Source organism: Pantoea osteomyelitidis, assembly GCF_044342975.1.
Lineage (GTDB): Bacteria > Pseudomonadota > Gammaproteobacteria > Enterobacterales > Enterobacteriaceae > Pantoea > Pantoea osteomyelitidis.
Genome location: NZ_JBGFSN010000004.1, coordinates 299,723 through 318,171 on the forward strand (window position 1 = coordinate 299,723; position 18,449 = coordinate 318,171).

Consider the following 18,449-nt stretch of genomic DNA (forward strand, 5'->3'; position numbering starts at 1 on the left):
TGTTTGCCCGGCTCTGCGCCGGGCTTTTTATTTTCTGACGAGGCAAATGATGGATACCGTCGTGAATCTCTGGCCGCTGCTCGGCATCGCTGCCATCGTGGTGGGCTTCTTATTACGTTTTAATCCGGTGCTGGTGGTGATTGTCGCCGGTTTTGTTACCGGGCTGGCGGCACAGATGCCGCTGGGCGATATTCTGGATAAGCTGGGGTCCGGCTTTCTCAATACGCGCAACCTGCCGTTGATTCTGCTGCTGCCGCTGGCGGTTATCGGCCTGCTGGAGCGCCACGGCCTGAAAGAGCGTGCGCAGGCGTGGATCGCGCAGATCAAAACCGCAACGGCGGGTCGTCTGCTGATCGTCTATCTGTTCGTGCGGGAAATCACCGCAGCGCTGGGGTTAACCAGCCTCGGCGGCCATCCGCAGATGGTGCGTCCGCTGCTGGCGCCGATGGCGGAAGGGGCGACGGAAAACCGCTACGGTGAAATTCCGCCGGAGACGCGCGACCGTCTGCGCGCCATGTCCGCCGCTACCGATAACGTCGGGCTCTTTTTTGGCGAGGATATTTTTGTCGCCTTCGGCGCGATTATTTTCATGCATAACTTTATGCTGGAATCGGCCGGTATCCAGACCGAGCCGCTGCATATTGCTGTCTGGGGCATTCCTACTGCGCTCAGCGCTTTCCTGATTCATTCCGCCCGTCTGGTGCGACTGGATCGTAAGCTGGCGCGTGAGCTGAGCGCGCTGAATCATCAGGCGCTGAAAGCGAAAGGAGGCGAGTGATGTTTCAGCAACAGTATCTGATGTGGCTGGCGGGCATTATCCTGCTGACGGTGGCGGTGCTCTCCTGGCGGGACAACGCCAACCCACGCCGTTTGACGACCGGGCTTTTCTGGGGACTCTATGGCCTGATTTTCCTCATCGGCGACGGCGCGTATCAGCTGATGGGACACTTCGCCGGTTCCCCGGCGCTGGGACAGCGCTGGCTGCATATTGGGGTCGGGGTGCTGGTGGTGATCATGGCGTTGATTGCCGGGCTGGGCGGCGTCAGGCTCGGACGCTACCATCAGCGCAGCGACAAGGAGCGTCAGGCGAGCGCGCAGCGTCTGCGCAACAAGCTGTTTCTGCCGGCGCTGATCATTCCTGTCGTGACGGTGGTCGGCGTGCTGGTGTTCAACAATGTTCCCGGACTGCAAACCAGGGTGTTTGGCGCAGGAAATCACGCCACGCTGGTCACGCTGTTTTCGATGATGGCGGGCTGTGTGCTGGGCTGGCTGATTACGCTGAAAATGACGCACGAACGTCCGGTGCAGTCGATGCAGGAGACGCGCCGTCTGCTGGACGCCATCGGCTGGGCTTTTATTCTGCCGCAGATCCTCGCCACCCTGGGCCTGCTGTTTACTACCGCGGGCGTAGGCAGCGCGATTTCGCACCTGACGGAAACCTGGCTGGCAGTGGATAACCGCTTTATCGCCGTGGCGGTGTTCGCCATCGGCATGGCGCTGCTGACCATGGTGATGGGCAACGCCTTTGCCGCGTTCCCGATTGTCACGGCGGGGATTGGTATTCCGATTCTGGTGGTGCAGCACCATGGCGATCCGGCGGTCATGGCGGCTATCGGCATGTTCTCCGGCTACTGCGGTACGCTGATGACGCCGATGGCGGCCAACTTTAACATTGTGCCCGCCGCGCTGCTGGAGCTGCCGGACCGTAACGCGGTGATCAAAGCGCAGGTGCCGACCGGTGTGCTACTGTTACTGGTCAATATTTTCCTGCTCTATTTCCTGATGTTCCTGTGAGGCTAAAATGAAAACCGTATTGATTACTGCATTCGAACCCTTTGAAGGCGAGACGATCAATCCCTCCTGGGAAGCAGTACGTCAGCTGGATGGCAAGGTAATTGGCGGCGCGAAGGTGGTGGCGCGGCAGCTGCCGGTGGTGTTTGGTCATGCGCTGGAAAAGCTCTGGCAGGCGATGGATGAGATCCAGCCGCAGCGCATTCTTGCCGTGGGACAGGCGGGCGGGCGCAGTGATTTCAGCGTGGAGCGCGTGGCGATCAACGTGGATGACGCGCGTATTCCCGATAATCAGAACAACCAGCCGGTGGATGAGCCGGTTATCAATGACGGCCCGGCGGCTTACTTCTCCACGCTGCCGATCAAAGCGATCGTGGCGGCGGTACGTGAAGCCGGTATTCCCGCCTCGGTATCGCAAACAGCGGGCACCTTTGTCTGCAATCATGTGATGTACGGTCTGCTGCATCGCCTGCACACTCGCGAGAATCCGGCGCGCGGCGGCTTTATCCACCTGCCTTATCTGCCGGAACAGGCGGTAAAACATCCGGGCGCGCCGAGCATGGCGGCGGCCAGCGTGATTCAGGCGTTAGAGATTGCGATACGCGTCTCGCTGGAGACGCAACAGGATATGCGCCTGGCGGGAGGCACCCTTCATTAACAGGAGTTAATATGCCAGAAGGACCGGAGATCCGCCGCGCGGCGGATCAGCTGGAAAAAGCGATAGTCGGCAAACCCCTTATCGATGTCTGGTTTGCCTTTCCCGAGCTAAAACCCTGGGAGTCCGGCTTACTGGGCGAGCAGGTGACCGCCATCGAAACCCGCGGCAAAGCGCTGCTGACCCACTTCTCTACTGGCCAGACGCTCTACAGCCATAACCAGCTGTATGGCGTCTGGCGCGTGGTACCCAGCGGCACGGTGCCTGAAACGCAGCGCATATTGCGCGTCAGGCTGGGCGCGGCGGATAAGACTATTTTGCTCTACAGCGCGTCGGATATTGAGATGCTGGATGCGGATACGCTGGCGGCGCACCCGTTTTTGCAGCGCGTCGGTCCGGATGTGCTGGATGCCTCACTGACCGTGGAGAGGGTAAAGGCTCGCCTGCTGTCGCCACGCTTTTGCCGTCGCCAGTTCAGCGGCCTGCTGCTCGATCAGGCGTTTCTTGCCGGCTTAGGCAATTATTTGCGGGTTGAAATTCTCTGGCAGGCGCAGCTGTTGCCGCAGCACAAGGCGCAAACGCTCACTGAGGCGCAGCTGGATATATTGAGCGAAGCGCTGCTGGCGGTGCCGCGTCACTCTTATCAGATGCGCGGCACCATGAAACACTACCATCACGGCGCGGCGTTTCGCTTTGAAGTATTTCATCGGCAGGGCAAAGCCTGTCGGCGCTGTGGTGAGATTATTCAGAAGGGATCGCTGTCGTCGCGGCCATTTTACTGGTGTCCGGGCTGCCAGTTCTGATCGACAGCGATAAAAAAGGCGGGAATCTCCCGCCTTTTCTCACTGATACCTGAGATTTATTTCTGTAAATCGGAAGTGAACGGACGTTCCGTATAACCGGTATAAAGCTGACGCGGACGGGCAATCTTCATACCTTCGTCGTGCATCTCTTTCCAGTGAGCGATCCAGCCAACGGTACGCGCCATGGCGAAAATCACGGTAAACATCGAGGACGGAATACCCATCGCTTTCAGAATAATGCCGGAATAGAAATCGACGTTCGGATAAAGTTTGCGCTCAATGAAGTAGGGATCGTTCAACGCAATGTGCTCCAGCTCCATCGCCACTTCCAGCAGGTCATCTTTCATGCCCAGCTCGTTCAACACTTCATGACAGGTTTCGCGCATTACGGTGGCGCGCGGATCGTAGTTTTTGTAGACGCGATGACCAAAGCCCATCAGACGGAAAGAGTCGTTCTTGTCTTTGGCGCGGCGGACAAATTCCGGAATATGCTCAACGGTGCTGATCTCTTCCAGCATACGCAGCGTGGCTTCGTTGGCGCCGCCGTGCGCCGGTCCCCACAGCGAGGCGATGCCTGCAGCGATACAGGCGAAGGGGTTAGCGCCTGACGAACCGGCGGTACGCACGGTAGAGGTTGAGGCGTTTTGTTCATGATCCGCATGCAGAATCAGAATACGGTCCATGGCGCGTTCCAGCACCGGATTCACTTTGTACTCTTCGCACGGCGTGGCGAACATCATATGCAGGAAATTTCCGGCATAGGAGAGATCGTTACGCGGATAGACGAACGGCTGACCGATAGAGTATTTGTAACACATCGCAGCCATGGTCGGCATTTTGGAAAGCAGACGGAACGCAGCGATCTCACGGTGACGTTCGTTATTAACATCCAGCGAGTCGTGATAGAACGCGGCCAGCGCGCCGGTAACGCCGCACATCACCGCCATCGGGTGCGAGTCGCGACGGAAACCATTAAACAGACGGGTAATCTGCTCGTGAATCATGGTATGGCGCGTCACCGTGGTTCTGAACTCATCGAACTCGGCCTGGGTGGGCTTTTCACCATTCAGCAGGATGTAGCACACTTCCAGATAGTTAGAGTGCGTGGCGAGCTGATCGATGGGGAACCCGCGGTGCAGCAGGATACCTTCGTCACCATCGATAAAGGTGATTTTGGATTCGCAGGAAGCCGTAGAGGTAAAACCAGGGTCGTAGGTAAACAGGCCTTGCGAGCCAAGGGCGCGGACATCAACAACATCCTGGCCTAATGTGCCTTTCAGCACGTCCAGCTCAACAGGAGCTTCGCCTTCCCGGTTCAGCGTTACTTTTTTATCTGTCATTTTCGTCTCCATAGCGCCTTTGTAGGTAAGGATCTTAGACACCTGAAAAGCGTTCATGTTGCGTATCGCCAAAACATAACAGCTTCACTCTATGGTAACGTTTGGCGTGCAGGGTACAGAGTGCCAGGCGCATCCAGGCGAGCAATCGTTAAGGCATGACATGCGGCAAATCGCGGTTGTTAAAGATCCGTTCCGGACATAACTTCTTGGTAACCAATAACCTGATGTTCAGGTTAGATCATCACTGCAATGTTACATAACTTGAGCTTAGGGGAAAGTGTATCCCCATAACTTTTATGCATCATAGGGGTTTGTTGCGATAGTTTGTAACCGAAATGTTTAAGTTTTGTCAAATCAGATAATTAAATTTGTATAAATTGTGAAAAATGTGAGGGTGATCACTGATCAGCGCAAATGTCACCAAACAGTTTGTAGGGGAATTGTAATAAGAATGTGATCCTCCTATACTGCCGCCAGGTCTCCGGAATTCCCTGACACCAGGAGCCACCCAGCGTTTCTACCGCGTCAATTAACACTGGATGTTGCTGTTTTGGTGACGGTTACAGTTTGACCACAACCGTGTTCTTACTGCGCCCTCAGGACCGGAGGAAGCACAATAAAGAAAAGAGCTGTGTGGGCAAAACCGTGAAAAAACAACGACCTGTCAACTTGGATCTCACGACGATCCGGTTTCCCGTTACTGCAATATCGTCCATTCTCCACCGTGTTACCGGCGTCATCTCTATTGTTGCTGTCGGCATTCTGCTCTGGTTGCTGGATGTATCGCTCTCCTCTCCCGAAGGCTTTCTGCAAGCCACTTCCATAATGAACAGCTTTTTCGTCAAGTTTATCATGTGGGGCATTCTTACCGCGCTGGCGTTCCATACCGTGGGCGGGATTCGTCATATGATGATGGACTTTGGCTATCTGGCGGAAACCATGGAAGTGGGGAGACGTTCTGCTTATGTCTCTTTTGCTATCACTGTCGTGCTTTCAATTTTGGCTGGAGTTCTCGTATGGTAAGCAATAATGCAACCGCACTGGGACGCAACGGCATTCAGGACTGGCTGCTGCTGCGTGCTACGGCAATTCTTATCACGCTTTACGCCCTTTATATTCTCGGCTTTTTCGTTATCACCGACACGCTGACCTATGAGATCTGGCGCGGTTTCTTCGCCTCTTCTTTCACCAAAGTATTCACGCTGCTGACGCTCTTCTGCACGTTAATTCATGGCTGGATTGGCATGTGGCAGGTGCTGACGGACTACGTTAATCACCTTGCGTCGCGCCTGATTGGGCAGCTGGTGATCGTGGTCGTGCTGTTGGGCTTTGCAATTTATGGAACTGTTGTGGTGTGGGGTGTGTAAATGAATTTGCCAGTCAGAGAGTTTGATGCCGTGGTGATCGGCGCTGGCGGCGCAGGCATGCGCGCCGCACTGCAAATCTCCCAAGCGGGCCAGAGCTGCGCCCTGTTATCAAAAGTTTTTCCTACCCGTTCCCATACCGTCTCGGCTCAGGGCGGCATTACCGTCGCGCTGGGCAATACCCATGAAGACAACTGGGAATGGCACATGTACGACACCGTGAAAGGTTCCGACTATATCGGCGATCAGGACGCGATTGAATACATGTGTAAAACCGGCCCGGAAGCGATTCTTGAGCTGGAACATATGGGTCTGCCGTTTTCCCGTCTTGACGATGGCCGCGTTTATCAGCGCCCCTTTGGCGGACAGTCGAAAAATTTCGGCGGCGAGCAGGCTGCGCGTACCGCGGCGGCGGCAGACCGTACCGGCCATGCGCTGCTGCATACGCTTTATCAGCAAAACCTGAAGAACAAAACCACGATTTTCTCCGAATGGTATGCCCTGGACCTGGTCAAGAATCAGGATGGCGCCATTGTGGGCTGTACCGCCATCTGCATTGAAACCGGCGAAACGGTTTACTTTAAAGCCAAAGCCACGGTGCTGGCCACCGGCGGCGCAGGCCGCATCTACCAGTCCACCACCAATGCCCATATCAATACCGGCGACGGCGTCGGCATGGCGCTGCGTGCCGGCGTGCCGGTGCAGGACATGGAAATGTGGCAGTTCCATCCCACCGGCATTGCCGGCGCGGGGGTGCTGGTGACCGAAGGCTGCCGCGGTGAAGGCGGTTACCTGCTGAACAAACATGGCGAGCGCTTTATGGAGCGTTACGCGCCAAATGCGAAAGATCTGGCGGGCCGCGACGTGGTTGCCCGCTCAATGATGATTGAAATTCGCGAAGGACGCGGCTGTGACGGCCCATGGGGTCCGCACATCAAGCTGAAACTGGATCACCTCGGCAAAGAGGTGCTGGAGTCGCGTCTGCCGGGCATTCTGGAACTCTCCCGTACCTTTGCTCATGCCGATCCGGTGAAAGAGCCGATTCCGGTTATCCCGACCTGTCACTACATGATGGGCGGCATTCCGACCAAGGTCACCGGTCAGGCGCTGCGCGTCAACGAGCAGGGCGAAGATGTGGTGATTCCGGGCCTGTTTGCCGTGGGCGAGATCGCCTGCGTATCGGTTCACGGCGCCAACCGTCTCGGCGGCAACTCGCTGCTTGACCTGGTGGTGTTTGGCCGCGCGGCGGGCCTGCATCTGCTGGAGTCGATTCAGGAGCAGGGCGAGCTGCGTGACGCCACGGATGAAGAAATTGACGCCGCCATGGCGCGCTTCAACCGCTGGGAAAACAACACTACCGGCGAAGACCCGGTTGAAATTCGTAAAGCGCTGCAACGCTGCATGCAGAACAACTTCTCTGTGTTCCGCGAAGGCGACGCCATGGCCCAGGGCCTGGAGGAGCTGAAGCAGATCCGTGAGCGTCTGAAGTTTGCCCGTCTGGATGACCGCTCGCCGGACTTCAATACCCAGCGTATTGAGTGTCTGGAGCTGGATAACCTGATGGAGACCGCTTACGCCACGGCGGTAGCGGCCAACTACCGCACCGAAAGCCGTGGGGCGCACAGTCGTTTCGATTATCCGGATCGTGATGATGAAAAATGGCTGTGTCACAGTCTCTATCTGCCGCAAACGGAGAGCATGACGCGCCGCGAGGTGAACATGCAGCCGAAACTGCGCGCGGCCTTCCCGCCGAAAGTGCGTACCTATTAATTAGCGGAGAGCGATCATGAGACTCGAATTTTCCATTTATCGTTATAACCCGGACGTCGATGCCGCGCCGCGCATGCAGGATTACTCCCTGGAAGCGGAAGATGGACGCGACATGATGCTGCTGGACGCGCTGATTCGCCTGAAAGAGAAAGATCCGACGCTGGCCTTTCGTCGCTCCTGCCGTGAGGGCGTCTGCGGGTCAGACGGCCTGAACATGAACGGTAAAAACGGCCTCGCCTGCATCACGCCGGTGTCAGCGCTGGGCAACGGCAAGCAGAAAATTGTTATCCGTCCGCTGCCGGGCCTGCCGGTGGTTCGCGATCTGGTCGTGGACATGGGGCAATTTTATGCGCAGTATGAGAAGATTAAGCCTTACCTGTTGAATAATGGGGAAAATCCGCCGGCACGCGAGCATCTGCAAACGCCGGAACAGCGTGAGCATCTGGATGGACTGTATGAGTGTATTCTCTGCGCCTGCTGCTCCACCTCGTGCCCGTCGTTCTGGTGGAACCCGGACAAGTTTATCGGTCCGGCTGGCCTGCTGGCGGCATACCGTTTCCTGATCGACAGCCGCGATACGGAAACAGAAGCGCGTCTCGATAATATGAGCGATGCTTTCAGTGTATTCCGCTGTCACAGCATTATGAACTGTGTGAGCGTATGTCCGAAAGGGCTGAACCCCACGCGCGCCATCGGCCATATCAAGTCGATGCTGCTGCAACGCGGGGCGTAACACGCTTATCTCCGGGAACTCAGGTTCCCGGATTTTTACGGAAGCCTCTGTAAGGTTTGTGACTGCCGGGCAGAACAGATCTTACAAAGGTTCCCTTACGGGCCAGTGCTCGTATCGCTGAACTCACTACGGCAAGCCGTGAAAGCGGCAACAATGAAACCTCAAAAAAAGCATACGAATGCTTAAGGGATCACAATGCAGAACAGCGCGATGAAGCCCTGGCTGGACTCCTCCTGGCTGGCCGGCGCGAACCAGTCTTACATAGAACAGCTCTATGAGGATTTCCTGACCGATCCTGACTCTGTTGATGCGGCGTGGCGTTCCATGTTCCAGCAACTTCCAGGTACTGGCGTGAAGCCCGAGCAGTTTCACTCCACGACGCGTGAATATTTCCGCCGCCTGGCTAAAGACGCGACACGTTACACCGCCTCCGTTTCCGACCCTGCAACCAACTCCAAACAGGTTAAAGTTCTGCAGCTGATCAATGCCTTCCGCTTTCGCGGGCATCAGCACGCAAACCTTGATCCGCTTGGTCTGTGGAAGCAGGAAACGGTATCCGATCTCGATCCGGCCTTCCACGATCTGAGCGAAGCCGATTTTCAGGAGACTTTTAACGTGGGTTCCTTCGCCATCGGCAAGGAAACCATGAAGCTGGGCGAACTCTATGAGGCGCTGCAGCAGACCTACTGCGGCTCTATCGGCGCTGAATATATGCACATCAACAACACTGATGAGAAACGCTGGATTCAGCAGCGTCTGGAGTCGGTGGTGGGCCATGCGGCGTTCAGCAACGATGAGAAAAAAGGTTTCCTGAAAGAGCTGACGGCGGCAGAAGGGCTGGAAAAATATCTCGGCGCGAAATTCCCCGGCGCGAAACGCTTCTCGCTGGAAGGCGGCGATGCGCTGGTGCCGATGCTGCGCGAGATGATCCGTCACGCCGGTAAAAACGGCACGCGCGAAGTGGTGCTGGGTATGGCGCACCGCGGACGTCTGAACGTGCTGATCAACGTGCTGGGCAAAAAGCCGCAGGATCTGTTCGACGAATTCTCCGGCAAGCATAAAGAGCATCTGGGCACCGGCGATGTGAAATATCACATGGGCTTCTCCTCAGATGTGGAAACCGAAGGCGGCATGGTGCATCTGGCGCTGGCGTTTAACCCGTCGCATCTGGAGATCGTCAGCCCGGTGGTGATGGGCTCGGTGCGCGCGCGTCTCGACCGTCTGGCGGAACCGGCCAGCAACAAAGTGCTGCCGATTACCATTCACGGCGACGCCGCAGTGACCGGCCAGGGGGTAGTGCAGGAAACCCTGAACATGTCGCAGGCGCGCGGTTATGAAGTGGGCGGCACCGTTCGCATCGTGATCAACAACCAGGTGGGCTTCACCACCTCAAACCCGAAAGATGCGCGCTCCACCCCTTACTGTACCGATATCGGCAAAATGGTGCTGGCGCCGATCTTCCACGTTAACGCGGACGATCCGGAAGCGGTGGCGTTTGTCACCCGCCTGGCGCTCGATTATCGCAACACCTTCAAGCGCGATGTCTTTATCGATCTGGTCTGCTATCGCCGCCATGGTCACAACGAAGCGGATGAGCCGAGCGCCACGCAGCCGTTGATGTACCAGAAAATCAAAAAGCATCCGACGCCGCGTAAAATCTACGCCGATCGTCTGGAAGCGGAAAACGTCGCCTCCCTGGAAGATGCCACCGAGATGGTAAACCTTTATCGCGACGCGCTGGATGCCGGCGAGTGCGTGGTGCCGGAATGGCGTCCGATGAGCCTGCACTCCTTTACCTGGTCGCCCTATCTCAACCATGATTGGGAAGAGAGCTACCCGGAAAAAGTGGAGATGAAACGTCTGCAGGAGCTGGCGCGTCGTATCAGCCAGGTGCCGGAAGCGGTAGAAGTGCAGTCGCGTGTGGCGAAGATTTACAAAGACCGCCAGGAGATGGCCGAAGGCAACAAGCCCTTTGACTGGGGCGGCGCGGAAAACCTCGCCTATGCCACGCTGGTGGACGAGGGCATTCCGGTGCGCCTCTCCGGCGAAGATACCGGTCGCGGCACTTTCTTCCATCGTCACGCGGTAATCCATAATCAGACCAACGGCTCTACCTATACGCCGCTGCACCACATCCATAATGGCCAGGGCACGTTCCGCGTCTGGGATTCGGTGCTGTCGGAAGAGGCTGTGCTGGCTTTTGAGTATGGCTATGCGACCGCGGAACCGCGCACCCTGACCATCTGGGAAGCGCAGTTCGGCGATTTCGCCAACGGCGCGCAGGTGGTGATCGACCAGTTCATCAGCTCCGGCGAGCAGAAATGGGGCCGTATGTGCGGTCTGGTGATGCTGCTGCCGCACGGCTACGAAGGCCAGGGGCCGGAACACTCCTCCGCGCGTCTGGAACGCTATCTGCAACTCTGCGCCGAGCAGAATATGCAGGTTTGCGTACCTTCCACGCCCGCGCAGGTTTATCACATGTTGCGTCGCCAGGCGCTGCGCGGTATGCGTCGCCCGCTGATCGTGATGTCGCCGAAATCGCTGCTGCGTCATCCGCTGGCGATTTCGTCTCTGGACGATCTGGCGAACGGCAGCTTCCAGCCCGCTATCGGCGAAGTTGACGACCTCGATCCTCAGGGCGTCAAACGCGTGGTGCTTTGCGCCGGTAAAGTCTATTACGACCTGCTGGAGCAGCGCCGTAAAAATGAACAAACCGACGTTGCGATTGTGCGTGTTGAGCAGCTCTATCCGTTCCCGCACAGAGCGTTGCAGGAAGTATTGAATAAATATCCTCATGTACAAGATTTTGTCTGGTGTCAGGAAGAACCCCTGAACCAGGGCGCATGGTATTGCAGTCAGCATCACTTCCGGGAAGTGATTCCGTCTGGCGCTTCACTGCGCTATGCGGGTCGCCCGGCTTCTGCTTCACCGGCCGTAGGCTATATGTCCGTTCACCAAAAACAGCAGCAAGACCTGGTTAATGACGCGCTGAACGTTGATTAATTAAAAGGAAAGATAATGAGTAGCGTAGAAATTCTCGTTCCCGACCTGCCTGAATCCGTTGCCGACGCCACAGTGGCAACCTGGCACAAAAAACCGGGCGATGCGGTAAGCCGCGATGAAGTGCTGGTAGAGATCGAAACTGACAAAGTGGTACTGGAAGTACCGGCCTCCGCAGACGGCGTGCTGGATGCGGTGCTGGAAGATGAAGGTTCCACCGTGACCTCGCGTCAGATCCTGGGGCGCCTGAAAGAGGGCAACAGCAGCGGCAAAGAGACCACGGCGAAGGTGGAAAGCCAGGAGTCGACGCCTGCTCAGCGCCAGACCGCTTCGCTGGAAGGCGACAGCAACGACACGCTGAGTCCGGCCATTCGCCGCATGATTGCTGAGCACGATCTCGATGCGTCGCAGATCGCCGGCAGCGGTGTGGGCGGTCGTATCACGCGTGAAGATGTGGAAAAACATCTGGCGAAAAAACCGGCAACGCAAAAAGCGGCGCCGCAGCCGGAAGCGCCTGCGGCCGCGCCTGCCGCCGTTGCGAATCGCAGTGAGAAGCGCGTGCCGATGACGCGTCTGCGTAAGCGCGTGGCTGAGCGTCTGCTGGAAGCGAAAAACAGCACCGCGATGCTGACCACCTTCAACGAAGTGAACATGAAGCCGATCATGGATCTGCGCAAGCAGTACGGCGATGCCTTCGAGAAGCGTCACGGCGTGCGTCTGGGCTTTATGTCCTTCTATCTCAAGGCGGTAGTGGAAGCGCTGAAACGCTTCCCGGAAGTGAACGCCTCTATCGATGGCGAAGATGTGGTTTATCATAACTACTTCGACGTCAGCATCGCGGTTTCCACGCCGCGCGGCCTGGTCACGCCGGTGCTGAAAGATGTCGATGCGCTGAGCATGGCGGAAATTGAGAAGAAAATTAAGGAGCTGGCGGTTAAAGGTCGTGACGGCAAACTCACCGTAGACGAGCTGACCGGCGGTAACTTCACCATCACCAACGGCGGCGTCTTCGGCTCGCTGATGTCGACGCCGATCATCAACCCGCCGCAGAGCGCCATCCTCGGGATGCACGCCATTAAAGATCGTCCGATGGCGGTGAATGGTCAGGTCGTCGTGCTGCCGATGATGTATCTGGCGCTCTCCTATGACCATCGTCTGATCGATGGTCGTGAATCCGTAAGCTATCTGGTCGCGGTAAAAGACATGCTGGAAGATCCGGCGCGTCTGCTGCTGGATATCTGATTTTCGCCGGGCGCGTCACGGGCGCGCCCAACCTCATTAATCTTTTCAGATTTGAATGGATAGAACATCATGAACTTACACGAATACCAGGCGAAACAGCTGTTTGCACGGTATGGTTTACCGGCGCCAACCGGCTATGCCTGTACTACGCCACGCGAAGCGGAAGAAGCGGCATCAAAAATCGGTGCAGGTCCGTGGGTAGTAAAATGTCAGGTTCATGCCGGTGGCCGTGGTAAAGCGGGCGGTGTGAAAGTGGTCAAGAGCAAAGAAGAGATTCGTGCTTTTGCCGAGAACTGGCTGGGCAAACGTCTGGTCACTTATCAAACCGACGCAGAGGGTCAGCCGGTTAACCAGATCCTGGTTGAAGCGGCAACCGATATCGATCAGGAACTCTATCTTGGCGCGGTAGTCGACCGTGCCAGCCGCCGCGTGGTCTTTATGGCCTCTACCGAAGGCGGTGTTGAAATCGAAAAAGTGGCGGAAGAGACGCCGCACCTGATTCACAAAATGGCGCTGGATCCACTGACCGGTCCTCAGCCTTATCAGGGCCGTGAGCTGGCGTTCAAGTTGGGTCTGACCGGTAAGCAGGTTAATCAGTTCACCAAGATCTATATGGGCCTGGCGACCATGTTCCTGGAGCGCGATCTGGCGCTGGTTGAGATCAACCCGCTGGTGATCACCAAACAGGGCGATCTGATCTGCCTCGACGGCAAGCTGGGCGCAGATGGCAACGCCATGTTCCGCCAGCCGGAGCTGCGCGAAATGCGCGATCCGAGCCAGGAAGATCCGCGTGAAGCTCATGCCACTCAGTGGGAACTGAATTACGTTGCGCTGGAAGGCAATATCGGCTGTATGGTTAACGGCGCCGGTCTGGCGATGGGCACCATGGACATCGTGAAACATCACGGTGGTCAACCGGCTAACTTCCTCGACGTAGGCGGCGGCGCGACCAAAGAGCGCGTGACCGAGGCCTTTAAAATCATCCTCTCCGACGACGCGGTAAAAGCGGTATTCGTCAATATCTTCGGCGGCATTGTGCGCTGTGACCTGATTGCTGATGGCATTATCGGCGCGGTCGCTGAAGTTGGGGTGAACGTACCGGTGGTGGTACGTCTGGAAGGCAACAACGCCGAGCTGGGCGCCGAGAAGCTGGCGGACAGCGGTCTGAACATCATTGCAGCAACCAGCCTGACAGACGCGGCACAGCGTGTTGTTGCTGCTGCGGAGGGTAAATAATGTCCATTCTGATCGACAAAAACACCAAAGTGATCTGCCAGGGTTTTACCGGTGGACAGGGCACGTTCCACTCTGAGCAGGCGCTGGCCTATGGCACGCAGCTGGTTGGCGGCGTAACGCCGGGCAAAGGCGGCACGACTCATCTGGGCCTGCCGGTGTTTAATACCGTGCGTGAAGCGGTGGAAGCGACCGGCGCAACGGCATCGGTGATCTATGTTCCGGCGCCGTTCTGTAAAGACGGTATTTTGGAAGCGATCGACGCGGGCATCAAACTGATCATCACCATCACTGAAGGTATCCCGACGCTGGATATGCTGACCGTGAAAGTGAAGCTGGATGAAGCGGGCGTGCGGATGATTGGACCGAACTGTCCGGGCGTGATCACGCCGGGCGAATGCAAGATCGGCATCATGCCGGGCCATATCCATCAGCCTGGCCGTATCGGCATCGTTTCCCGTTCCGGCACCCTGACCTACGAAGCGGTGAAGCAAACCACCGATATCGGCTACGGCCAGTCCACCTGCGTGGGCATCGGCGGCGACCCGATTCCGGGTTCTAACTTCATCGACATCCTGAAAATGTTCCAGGACGATCCGCAGACGGAAGCGATTGTGATGATCGGCGAGATCGGCGGCAGTGCGGAAGAAGAAGCCGCCGCCTTTATCAAAGAGCATGTGACCAAACCGGTTGTCGGCTACATTGCCGGCGTGACCGCGCCGAAAGGCAAGCGTATGGGCCATGCGGGTGCCATCATTGCTGGTGGTAAAGGCACCGCAGATGAGAAATTCGCTGCGCTGGAAGCAGCCGGAGTGAAAACCGTGCGCAGCCTGGCTGACATCGGCGACGCGGTAAAAGCGGTTCTTCCGGCAAAATAAGCGCTGACGGATTTTGCTGCACAAAGGCTACCCCTGCGGGTGGCCTTTTTTACGGCCCGGTTTCAGCCCCGGTATCACCTCAGGCTGCTAACTATTCAGGGGGTACTTAACTGCGCCGCAAAGGGGAGCAGAACAGCTCAGGTTAATGAAAAAGAATAAAGGTTATTAATTCCTGACTTCATTTACTCGATAAATACAATAAATTAACAACCAGCCTGCATGAACATATCCTGTGTTTTATTTCGTTAATTCAGATCAATAAATTCCAATTTATAGCAAACAATAGCGCTGGAAAAGCGCAGCGTGGAGGAGTTAAATTGCGCTGCATCAATTCAATCGTTTTTCGAATATTTCCAATATTTATCGAAAAATGGTTAAACAGCATAATCGGCAAACACACATTACTGCGCAGCTGATGCTGTCCGGATTGGTGGACCTCAGGGAATATACGCGATCGTCACCGGTGTTCGGCGGGCAGCGTTATGACCTGTTCTGTCGGCAACAAAACTGGAATCAATAATTGGTCGCGCCTGAACATTATGTCGCTAATGCATTCAATAAAAAGAGGCATTAAAACGGCCTGTCGGGGCGTCTTTGCGCAATACCAGGAGTCACTATGTTAGATATTGTCGAACTGTCACGTTTACAGTTTGCTCTGACGGCTATGTATCATTTCCTTTTTGTCCCGCTCACGCTCGGCATGGCGTTTCTGCTGGCAATAATGGAAACCGTCTATGTGCTTTCGGGAAAACAAGTTTATAAGGACATGACGAAATTCTGGGGAAAATTATTTGGTATTAACTTCGCCCTGGGCGTGGCGACCGGTCTGACGATGGAATTTCAGTTCGGTACCAACTGGTCTTATTACTCCCATTATGTCGGCGATATTTTTGGCGCGCCGCTGGCGATCGAAGGCCTGATGGCTTTTTTCCTCGAATCGACTTTTGTCGGCCTGTTCTTTTTCGGTTGGGATCGACTGGGTAAAACGCAGCATCTGGCGGTCACCTGGCTGGTGGCGCTGGGCTCCAATATGTCCGCGCTGTGGATTCTGGTGGCGAACGGCTGGATGCAGAATCCGGTGGCGTCAGATTTCAATTTCGAAACCATGCGCATGGAGATGGTGAGCTTTACTGAACTGGTGCTGAACCCGGTTGCGCAGGTGAAGTTTGTTCATACCGTGGCGGCAGGCTATACCACCGGCGCGATGTTTATCATGGGGATCAGCGCCTGGTATCTGCTGAAAGGGCGCGATATCGCCTTTGCCAAACGCTCCTTCGCCATTGCCGCCAGTTTCGGCATGGCTGCGGTGCTCTCGGTGATCGTGCTGGGCGATGAGTCTGGTTATGAGATTGGCGACGTGCAGAAAACCAAACTGGCCGCTATCGAAGCGGAATGGGAAACCCAGCCGGCGCCAGCTGCCTTTACCCTGTTTGGTCTGCCCGACCAGCAGGCGCAGAAAAACGAATACGCCATCCGGATCCCCGCCCTGTTGGGGCTGATCGCCACGCGTTCTGTGGATAAGCCGGTCACCGGGCTGAAAGAGCTGCTGGCGCAGCATGAAATTCGTATTCGTAACGGCATAAAAGCCTATGGGCTATTGAATGAGCTGCGCGCGGGCAATAAGGATCCAGCGGTTCGTCAGGCCTTCGAAGCGAGCAAGCGCGACCTGGGTTACGGCTTACTGCTGAAACGCTATACCCCGAACGTGACCGATGCCAGCGAAGCGCAGATCCAGCAGGCGACGCAGGATTCGATTCCGCACGTGGCGCCGCTCTACTTCGCGTTCCGCATCATGGTGGTCTGCGGCGTGCTGCTGCTGGCCGTGATTACGCTGGCTTTCTGGAGCGTGATTCGCAATCGCGTCGGTAAACATCGCTGGCTGATGAAGGCCGCGCTGTGGGGCATTCCGTTACCCTGGATCGCCATTGAGTCCGGCTGGTTTGTCGCTGAATATGGTCGTCAGCCGTGGGCGATTGGCGAGGTGTTACCTACCGCCGTGGCTAACTCCTCGCTGACGGTCGGCGATCTGCTCTTCTCCATGACGCTGGTGTGCGGTCTTTACACCCTGTTCCTGGTGGCGGAAATGTACCTGATGTTCAAATTTGCCCGTCTCGGACCGAGCAGCATAAAAACCGGGCGTTACCATCACGAACAACTCACTGCAACGTCGCAGCCTGCGCGCTGATTGAGGAGCACATCTATGTTTGATTACGAAGTTTTGCGCTTTGTCTGGTGGCTGCTGATTGGCGTTCTGCTTATCGGCTTTGCGGTGGCCGACGGTTTTGATATGGGTGTGGGCATGCTGACGCGCCTGCTGGGCCGTACCGATACCGAGCGCCGCGTAATGATCAACACCATTGCGCCGCACTGGGACGGCAATCAGGTCTGGCTGATTACCGCTGGCGGCGCGCTGTTCGCCGCCTGGCCGATGGTCTACGCCGCGGCATTTTCTGGCTTCTACATGGCGATGATTCTGGTGCTCGCTTCACTGTTCTTCCGCCCGGTGGGATTCGATTACCGTTCAAAAATTGAAGATATGCGCTGGCGCGGCATGTGGGACTGGGGGATTTTCATCGGCAGCTTTGTGCCGCCGCTGGTGATCGGCGTGGCGTTCGGCAATCTGTTGCAGGGCGTGCCCTTTCATACCGATGAATATATGCGCCTCTACTATACCGGCAACTTTTTTCAGCTGCTGAATCCCTTCGCCTTGCTGGCGGGTATTGTCAGCCTGACGATGATCCTCACCCAGGGCGCAACGTATCTGCAGATGCGTACCACGGGCGAACTGCACCGGCGTTCGCGCAGCGCGGCGCAGATCAGCGCGCTGGTGATGCTGGTGTGCTTTGTGCTGACTGGCGTCTGGGTGATCTACGGCATCGATGGCTACGTGGTGAAAAGCGTGCTCGATCACCATGCCGCATCCAACCCGCTGGGGAAACAGGTGGTGCGTGAGGCGGGCGCCTGGCTGGTTAATTTCCATAACATGCCGCTGCTCTGGCTCTTTCCGCTGTTGGGCATGCTGCTGCCGCTGCTGACCTTCGTCTGCTCAAAAGCAGAGAAGGGCGCCTGGGCGTTCGTTTTTTCTTCGCTCACGCTGGCGTGTGTGATTATGACCGCAGGCATTGCTATGTTTCCGTTCATTATGCCTTCCAGCACGGCGCCTGATGTAAGTCTGACCATGTGGGACGCCACCTCAAGCCTGATGACGCTGAAGCTGATGACGATTGCCGCCATGATTTTCGTGCCACTCATTCTCGCTTATACCGCCTGGTGCTACTACAAAATGTTTGGCCGCATTACCGAGCAACATATTGAGAGCAACACGCACTCCCTCTACTGATAAAGGAGATCAACGATGTGGTATTTCGCCTGGATTCTCGGCACGCTGCTGGCCTGCGCCTTTGGTGTTATCACCGCGCTGGCGCTGGAGCATGTGGAAGAGAGCGCCAGTAATAAACAAGCGTCATAACAATCAGCACGCTTTGCTGGTTAATGAACAAAGGCCCTTAACGGGCCTTTGTTGTTTATCCTGCATGAATAACTGCAGCCTAAACCCATCTGTTCCAGTCTGAGATTTTTCTTGTTCTGAACCCCGCCCGTCCATACAACCACTTCGTCTGTTATCCCGCCTTATTCCCTG

16 protein-coding genes are annotated in these 18,449 nt (G+C 56.4%); 15 read left to right on the forward strand and 1 reads right to left on the reverse strand.

The window, feature by feature from the left end; all coding sequences use genetic code 11:
* The first annotated feature begins 49 nt into the window (after positions 1-49).
* The 4 genes from ABU178_RS06410 to nei are packed head-to-tail and all read left to right on the forward strand — an operon-like array spanning position 50 to position 3,249.
* On the forward strand, positions 50-778 hold the full coding sequence (locus ABU178_RS06410) for a DUF969 domain-containing protein (RefSeq protein WP_397215717.1): 729 nt from the start codon (positions 50-52) through the stop codon (positions 776-778).
* Positions 775-1,794: a DUF979 domain-containing protein gene (locus ABU178_RS06415; protein ID WP_397213073.1), complete on the forward strand. Its 1,020-nt coding sequence runs from the start codon at positions 775-777 to the stop codon at positions 1,792-1,794. Before ABU178_RS06410 ends, ABU178_RS06415 begins: the two co-directional genes overlap by 4 nt.
* A 7-nt stretch (positions 1,795-1,801) precedes the next feature.
* Positions 1,802-2,449 (forward strand): pyroglutamyl-peptidase I, encoded by a 648-nt coding sequence (pcp, locus tag ABU178_RS06420; protein ID WP_397213075.1) that lies wholly within the window; start codon positions 1,802-1,804, stop codon positions 2,447-2,449.
* Between the two features lie 11 nt (positions 2,450-2,460).
* A complete protein-coding gene (gene nei, locus ABU178_RS06425) occupies positions 2,461-3,249 on the forward strand; it encodes an endonuclease VIII (RefSeq protein ID WP_397213077.1) in 789 nt (262 codons plus the stop codon).
* Between the two features lie 56 nt (positions 3,250-3,305).
* Here the strand turns inward: nei and ABU178_RS06430 are convergent, their stop codons facing one another.
* Positions 3,306-4,589, reverse strand: a complete 1,284-nt coding sequence (locus ABU178_RS06430; RefSeq protein ID WP_397213079.1) for a citrate synthase — start codon at positions 4,587-4,589, stop codon at positions 3,306-3,308.
* A gap of 633 nt (positions 4,590-5,222) precedes the next feature.
* Here ABU178_RS06430 and sdhC point away from each other — a divergent pair.
* The 11 genes from sdhC to cydX all read left to right on the forward strand — a co-directional run bounded on the left by sdhC (position 5,223) and on the right by cydX (position 18,278).
* On the forward strand, positions 5,223-5,612 hold the full coding sequence (gene sdhC, locus ABU178_RS06435; protein WP_397215719.1) for a succinate dehydrogenase cytochrome b556 subunit: 390 nt from the start codon (positions 5,223-5,225) through the stop codon (positions 5,610-5,612).
* The gene (sdhD, locus tag ABU178_RS06440; protein WP_397213080.1) at positions 5,606-5,956 is read left to right on the forward strand and encodes a succinate dehydrogenase membrane anchor subunit; all 351 of its coding nucleotides are present in this window, start codon (positions 5,606-5,608) and stop codon (positions 5,954-5,956) included. The genes sdhC and sdhD overlap by 7 nt, the downstream gene beginning before the upstream one ends.
* Entirely contained in the window at positions 5,957-7,723 is a 1,767-nt protein-coding gene (gene sdhA, locus ABU178_RS06445; protein ID WP_397213081.1) for a succinate dehydrogenase flavoprotein subunit, read from the forward strand. It begins immediately after the preceding gene.
* Positions 7,724-7,739: 16 nt separating this feature from the next.
* Positions 7,740-8,456 (forward strand): succinate dehydrogenase iron-sulfur subunit, encoded by a 717-nt coding sequence (locus ABU178_RS06450; protein WP_397213083.1) that lies wholly within the window; start codon positions 7,740-7,742, stop codon positions 8,454-8,456.
* 195 nt (positions 8,457-8,651) lie between these two features.
* A complete protein-coding gene (sucA, locus tag ABU178_RS06455; protein WP_397213085.1) occupies positions 8,652-11,459 on the forward strand; it encodes a 2-oxoglutarate dehydrogenase E1 component in 2,808 nt (935 codons plus the stop codon).
* 15 nt (positions 11,460-11,474) lie between these two features.
* Entirely contained in the window at positions 11,475-12,698 is a 1,224-nt protein-coding gene (odhB, locus tag ABU178_RS06460; RefSeq protein WP_397213087.1) for a 2-oxoglutarate dehydrogenase complex dihydrolipoyllysine-residue succinyltransferase, read from the forward strand.
* A gap of 69 nt (positions 12,699-12,767) precedes the next feature.
* On the forward strand, positions 12,768-13,934 hold the full coding sequence (gene sucC, locus ABU178_RS06465) for an ADP-forming succinate--CoA ligase subunit beta (RefSeq protein ID WP_397213089.1): 1,167 nt from the start codon (positions 12,768-12,770) through the stop codon (positions 13,932-13,934).
* Positions 13,934-14,809, forward strand: a complete 876-nt coding sequence (gene sucD, locus ABU178_RS06470; RefSeq protein WP_397213090.1) for a succinate--CoA ligase subunit alpha — start codon at positions 13,934-13,936, stop codon at positions 14,807-14,809. The genes sucC and sucD overlap by 1 nt, the downstream gene beginning before the upstream one ends.
* A 616-nt stretch (positions 14,810-15,425) precedes the next feature.
* Positions 15,426-16,994, forward strand: a complete 1,569-nt coding sequence (cydA, locus tag ABU178_RS06475; RefSeq protein WP_397213091.1) for a cytochrome ubiquinol oxidase subunit I — start codon at positions 15,426-15,428, stop codon at positions 16,992-16,994.
* Between the two features lie 15 nt (positions 16,995-17,009).
* Positions 17,010-18,149 carry a cytochrome d ubiquinol oxidase subunit II gene (gene cydB / locus ABU178_RS06480; protein ID WP_397213093.1) on the forward strand — a complete coding sequence of 380 codons (1,140 nt, stop codon included), beginning with the start codon at positions 17,010-17,012 and terminating at the stop codon, positions 18,147-18,149.
* Positions 18,150-18,164: 15 nt separating this feature from the next.
* On the forward strand, positions 18,165-18,278 hold the full coding sequence (gene cydX, locus ABU178_RS06485) for a cytochrome bd-I oxidase subunit CydX (protein ID WP_397213095.1): 114 nt from the start codon (positions 18,165-18,167) through the stop codon (positions 18,276-18,278).
* The last annotated feature ends 171 nt before the right edge of the window (positions 18,279-18,449 follow it).

What these genes read in the sequence shown, in the direction of transcription:
- sdhD (WP_397213080.1), top strand. Translation starts at nt 5,606, where the DNA reads ATGGTAAGCAATAATGCAACCGCACTGGGACGCAACGGCATTCAGGAC.
- nei (WP_397213077.1), top strand. Translation starts at nt 2,461, where the DNA reads ATGCCAGAAGGACCGGAGATCCGCCGCGCGGCGGATCAGCTGGAAAAA.
- sucD (WP_397213090.1), top strand. Translation starts at nt 13,934, where the DNA reads ATGTCCATTCTGATCGACAAAAACACCAAAGTGATCTGCCAGGGTTTT.
- ABU178_RS06430 (WP_397213079.1), bottom strand. Translation starts at nt 4,589, where the DNA reads ATGACAGATAAAAAAGTAACGCTGAACCGGGAAGGCGAAGCTCCTGTT.
- sucA (WP_397213085.1), top strand. Translation starts at nt 8,652, where the DNA reads ATGCAGAACAGCGCGATGAAGCCCTGGCTGGACTCCTCCTGGCTGGCC.
- sdhA (WP_397213081.1), top strand. Translation starts at nt 5,957, where the DNA reads ATGAATTTGCCAGTCAGAGAGTTTGATGCCGTGGTGATCGGCGCTGGC.
- pcp (WP_397213075.1), top strand. Translation starts at nt 1,802, where the DNA reads ATGAAAACCGTATTGATTACTGCATTCGAACCCTTTGAAGGCGAGACG.
- cydB (WP_397213093.1), top strand. Translation starts at nt 17,010, where the DNA reads ATGTTTGATTACGAAGTTTTGCGCTTTGTCTGGTGGCTGCTGATTGGC.
- odhB (WP_397213087.1), top strand. Translation starts at nt 11,475, where the DNA reads ATGAGTAGCGTAGAAATTCTCGTTCCCGACCTGCCTGAATCCGTTGCC.
- cydX (WP_397213095.1), top strand. Translation starts at nt 18,165, where the DNA reads ATGTGGTATTTCGCCTGGATTCTCGGCACGCTGCTGGCCTGCGCCTTT.
- cydA (WP_397213091.1), top strand. Translation starts at nt 15,426, where the DNA reads ATGTTAGATATTGTCGAACTGTCACGTTTACAGTTTGCTCTGACGGCT.
- ABU178_RS06410 (WP_397215717.1), top strand. Translation starts at nt 50, where the DNA reads ATGGATACCGTCGTGAATCTCTGGCCGCTGCTCGGCATCGCTGCCATC.
- ABU178_RS06450 (WP_397213083.1), top strand. Translation starts at nt 7,740, where the DNA reads ATGAGACTCGAATTTTCCATTTATCGTTATAACCCGGACGTCGATGCC.
- sucC (WP_397213089.1), top strand. Translation starts at nt 12,768, where the DNA reads ATGAACTTACACGAATACCAGGCGAAACAGCTGTTTGCACGGTATGGT.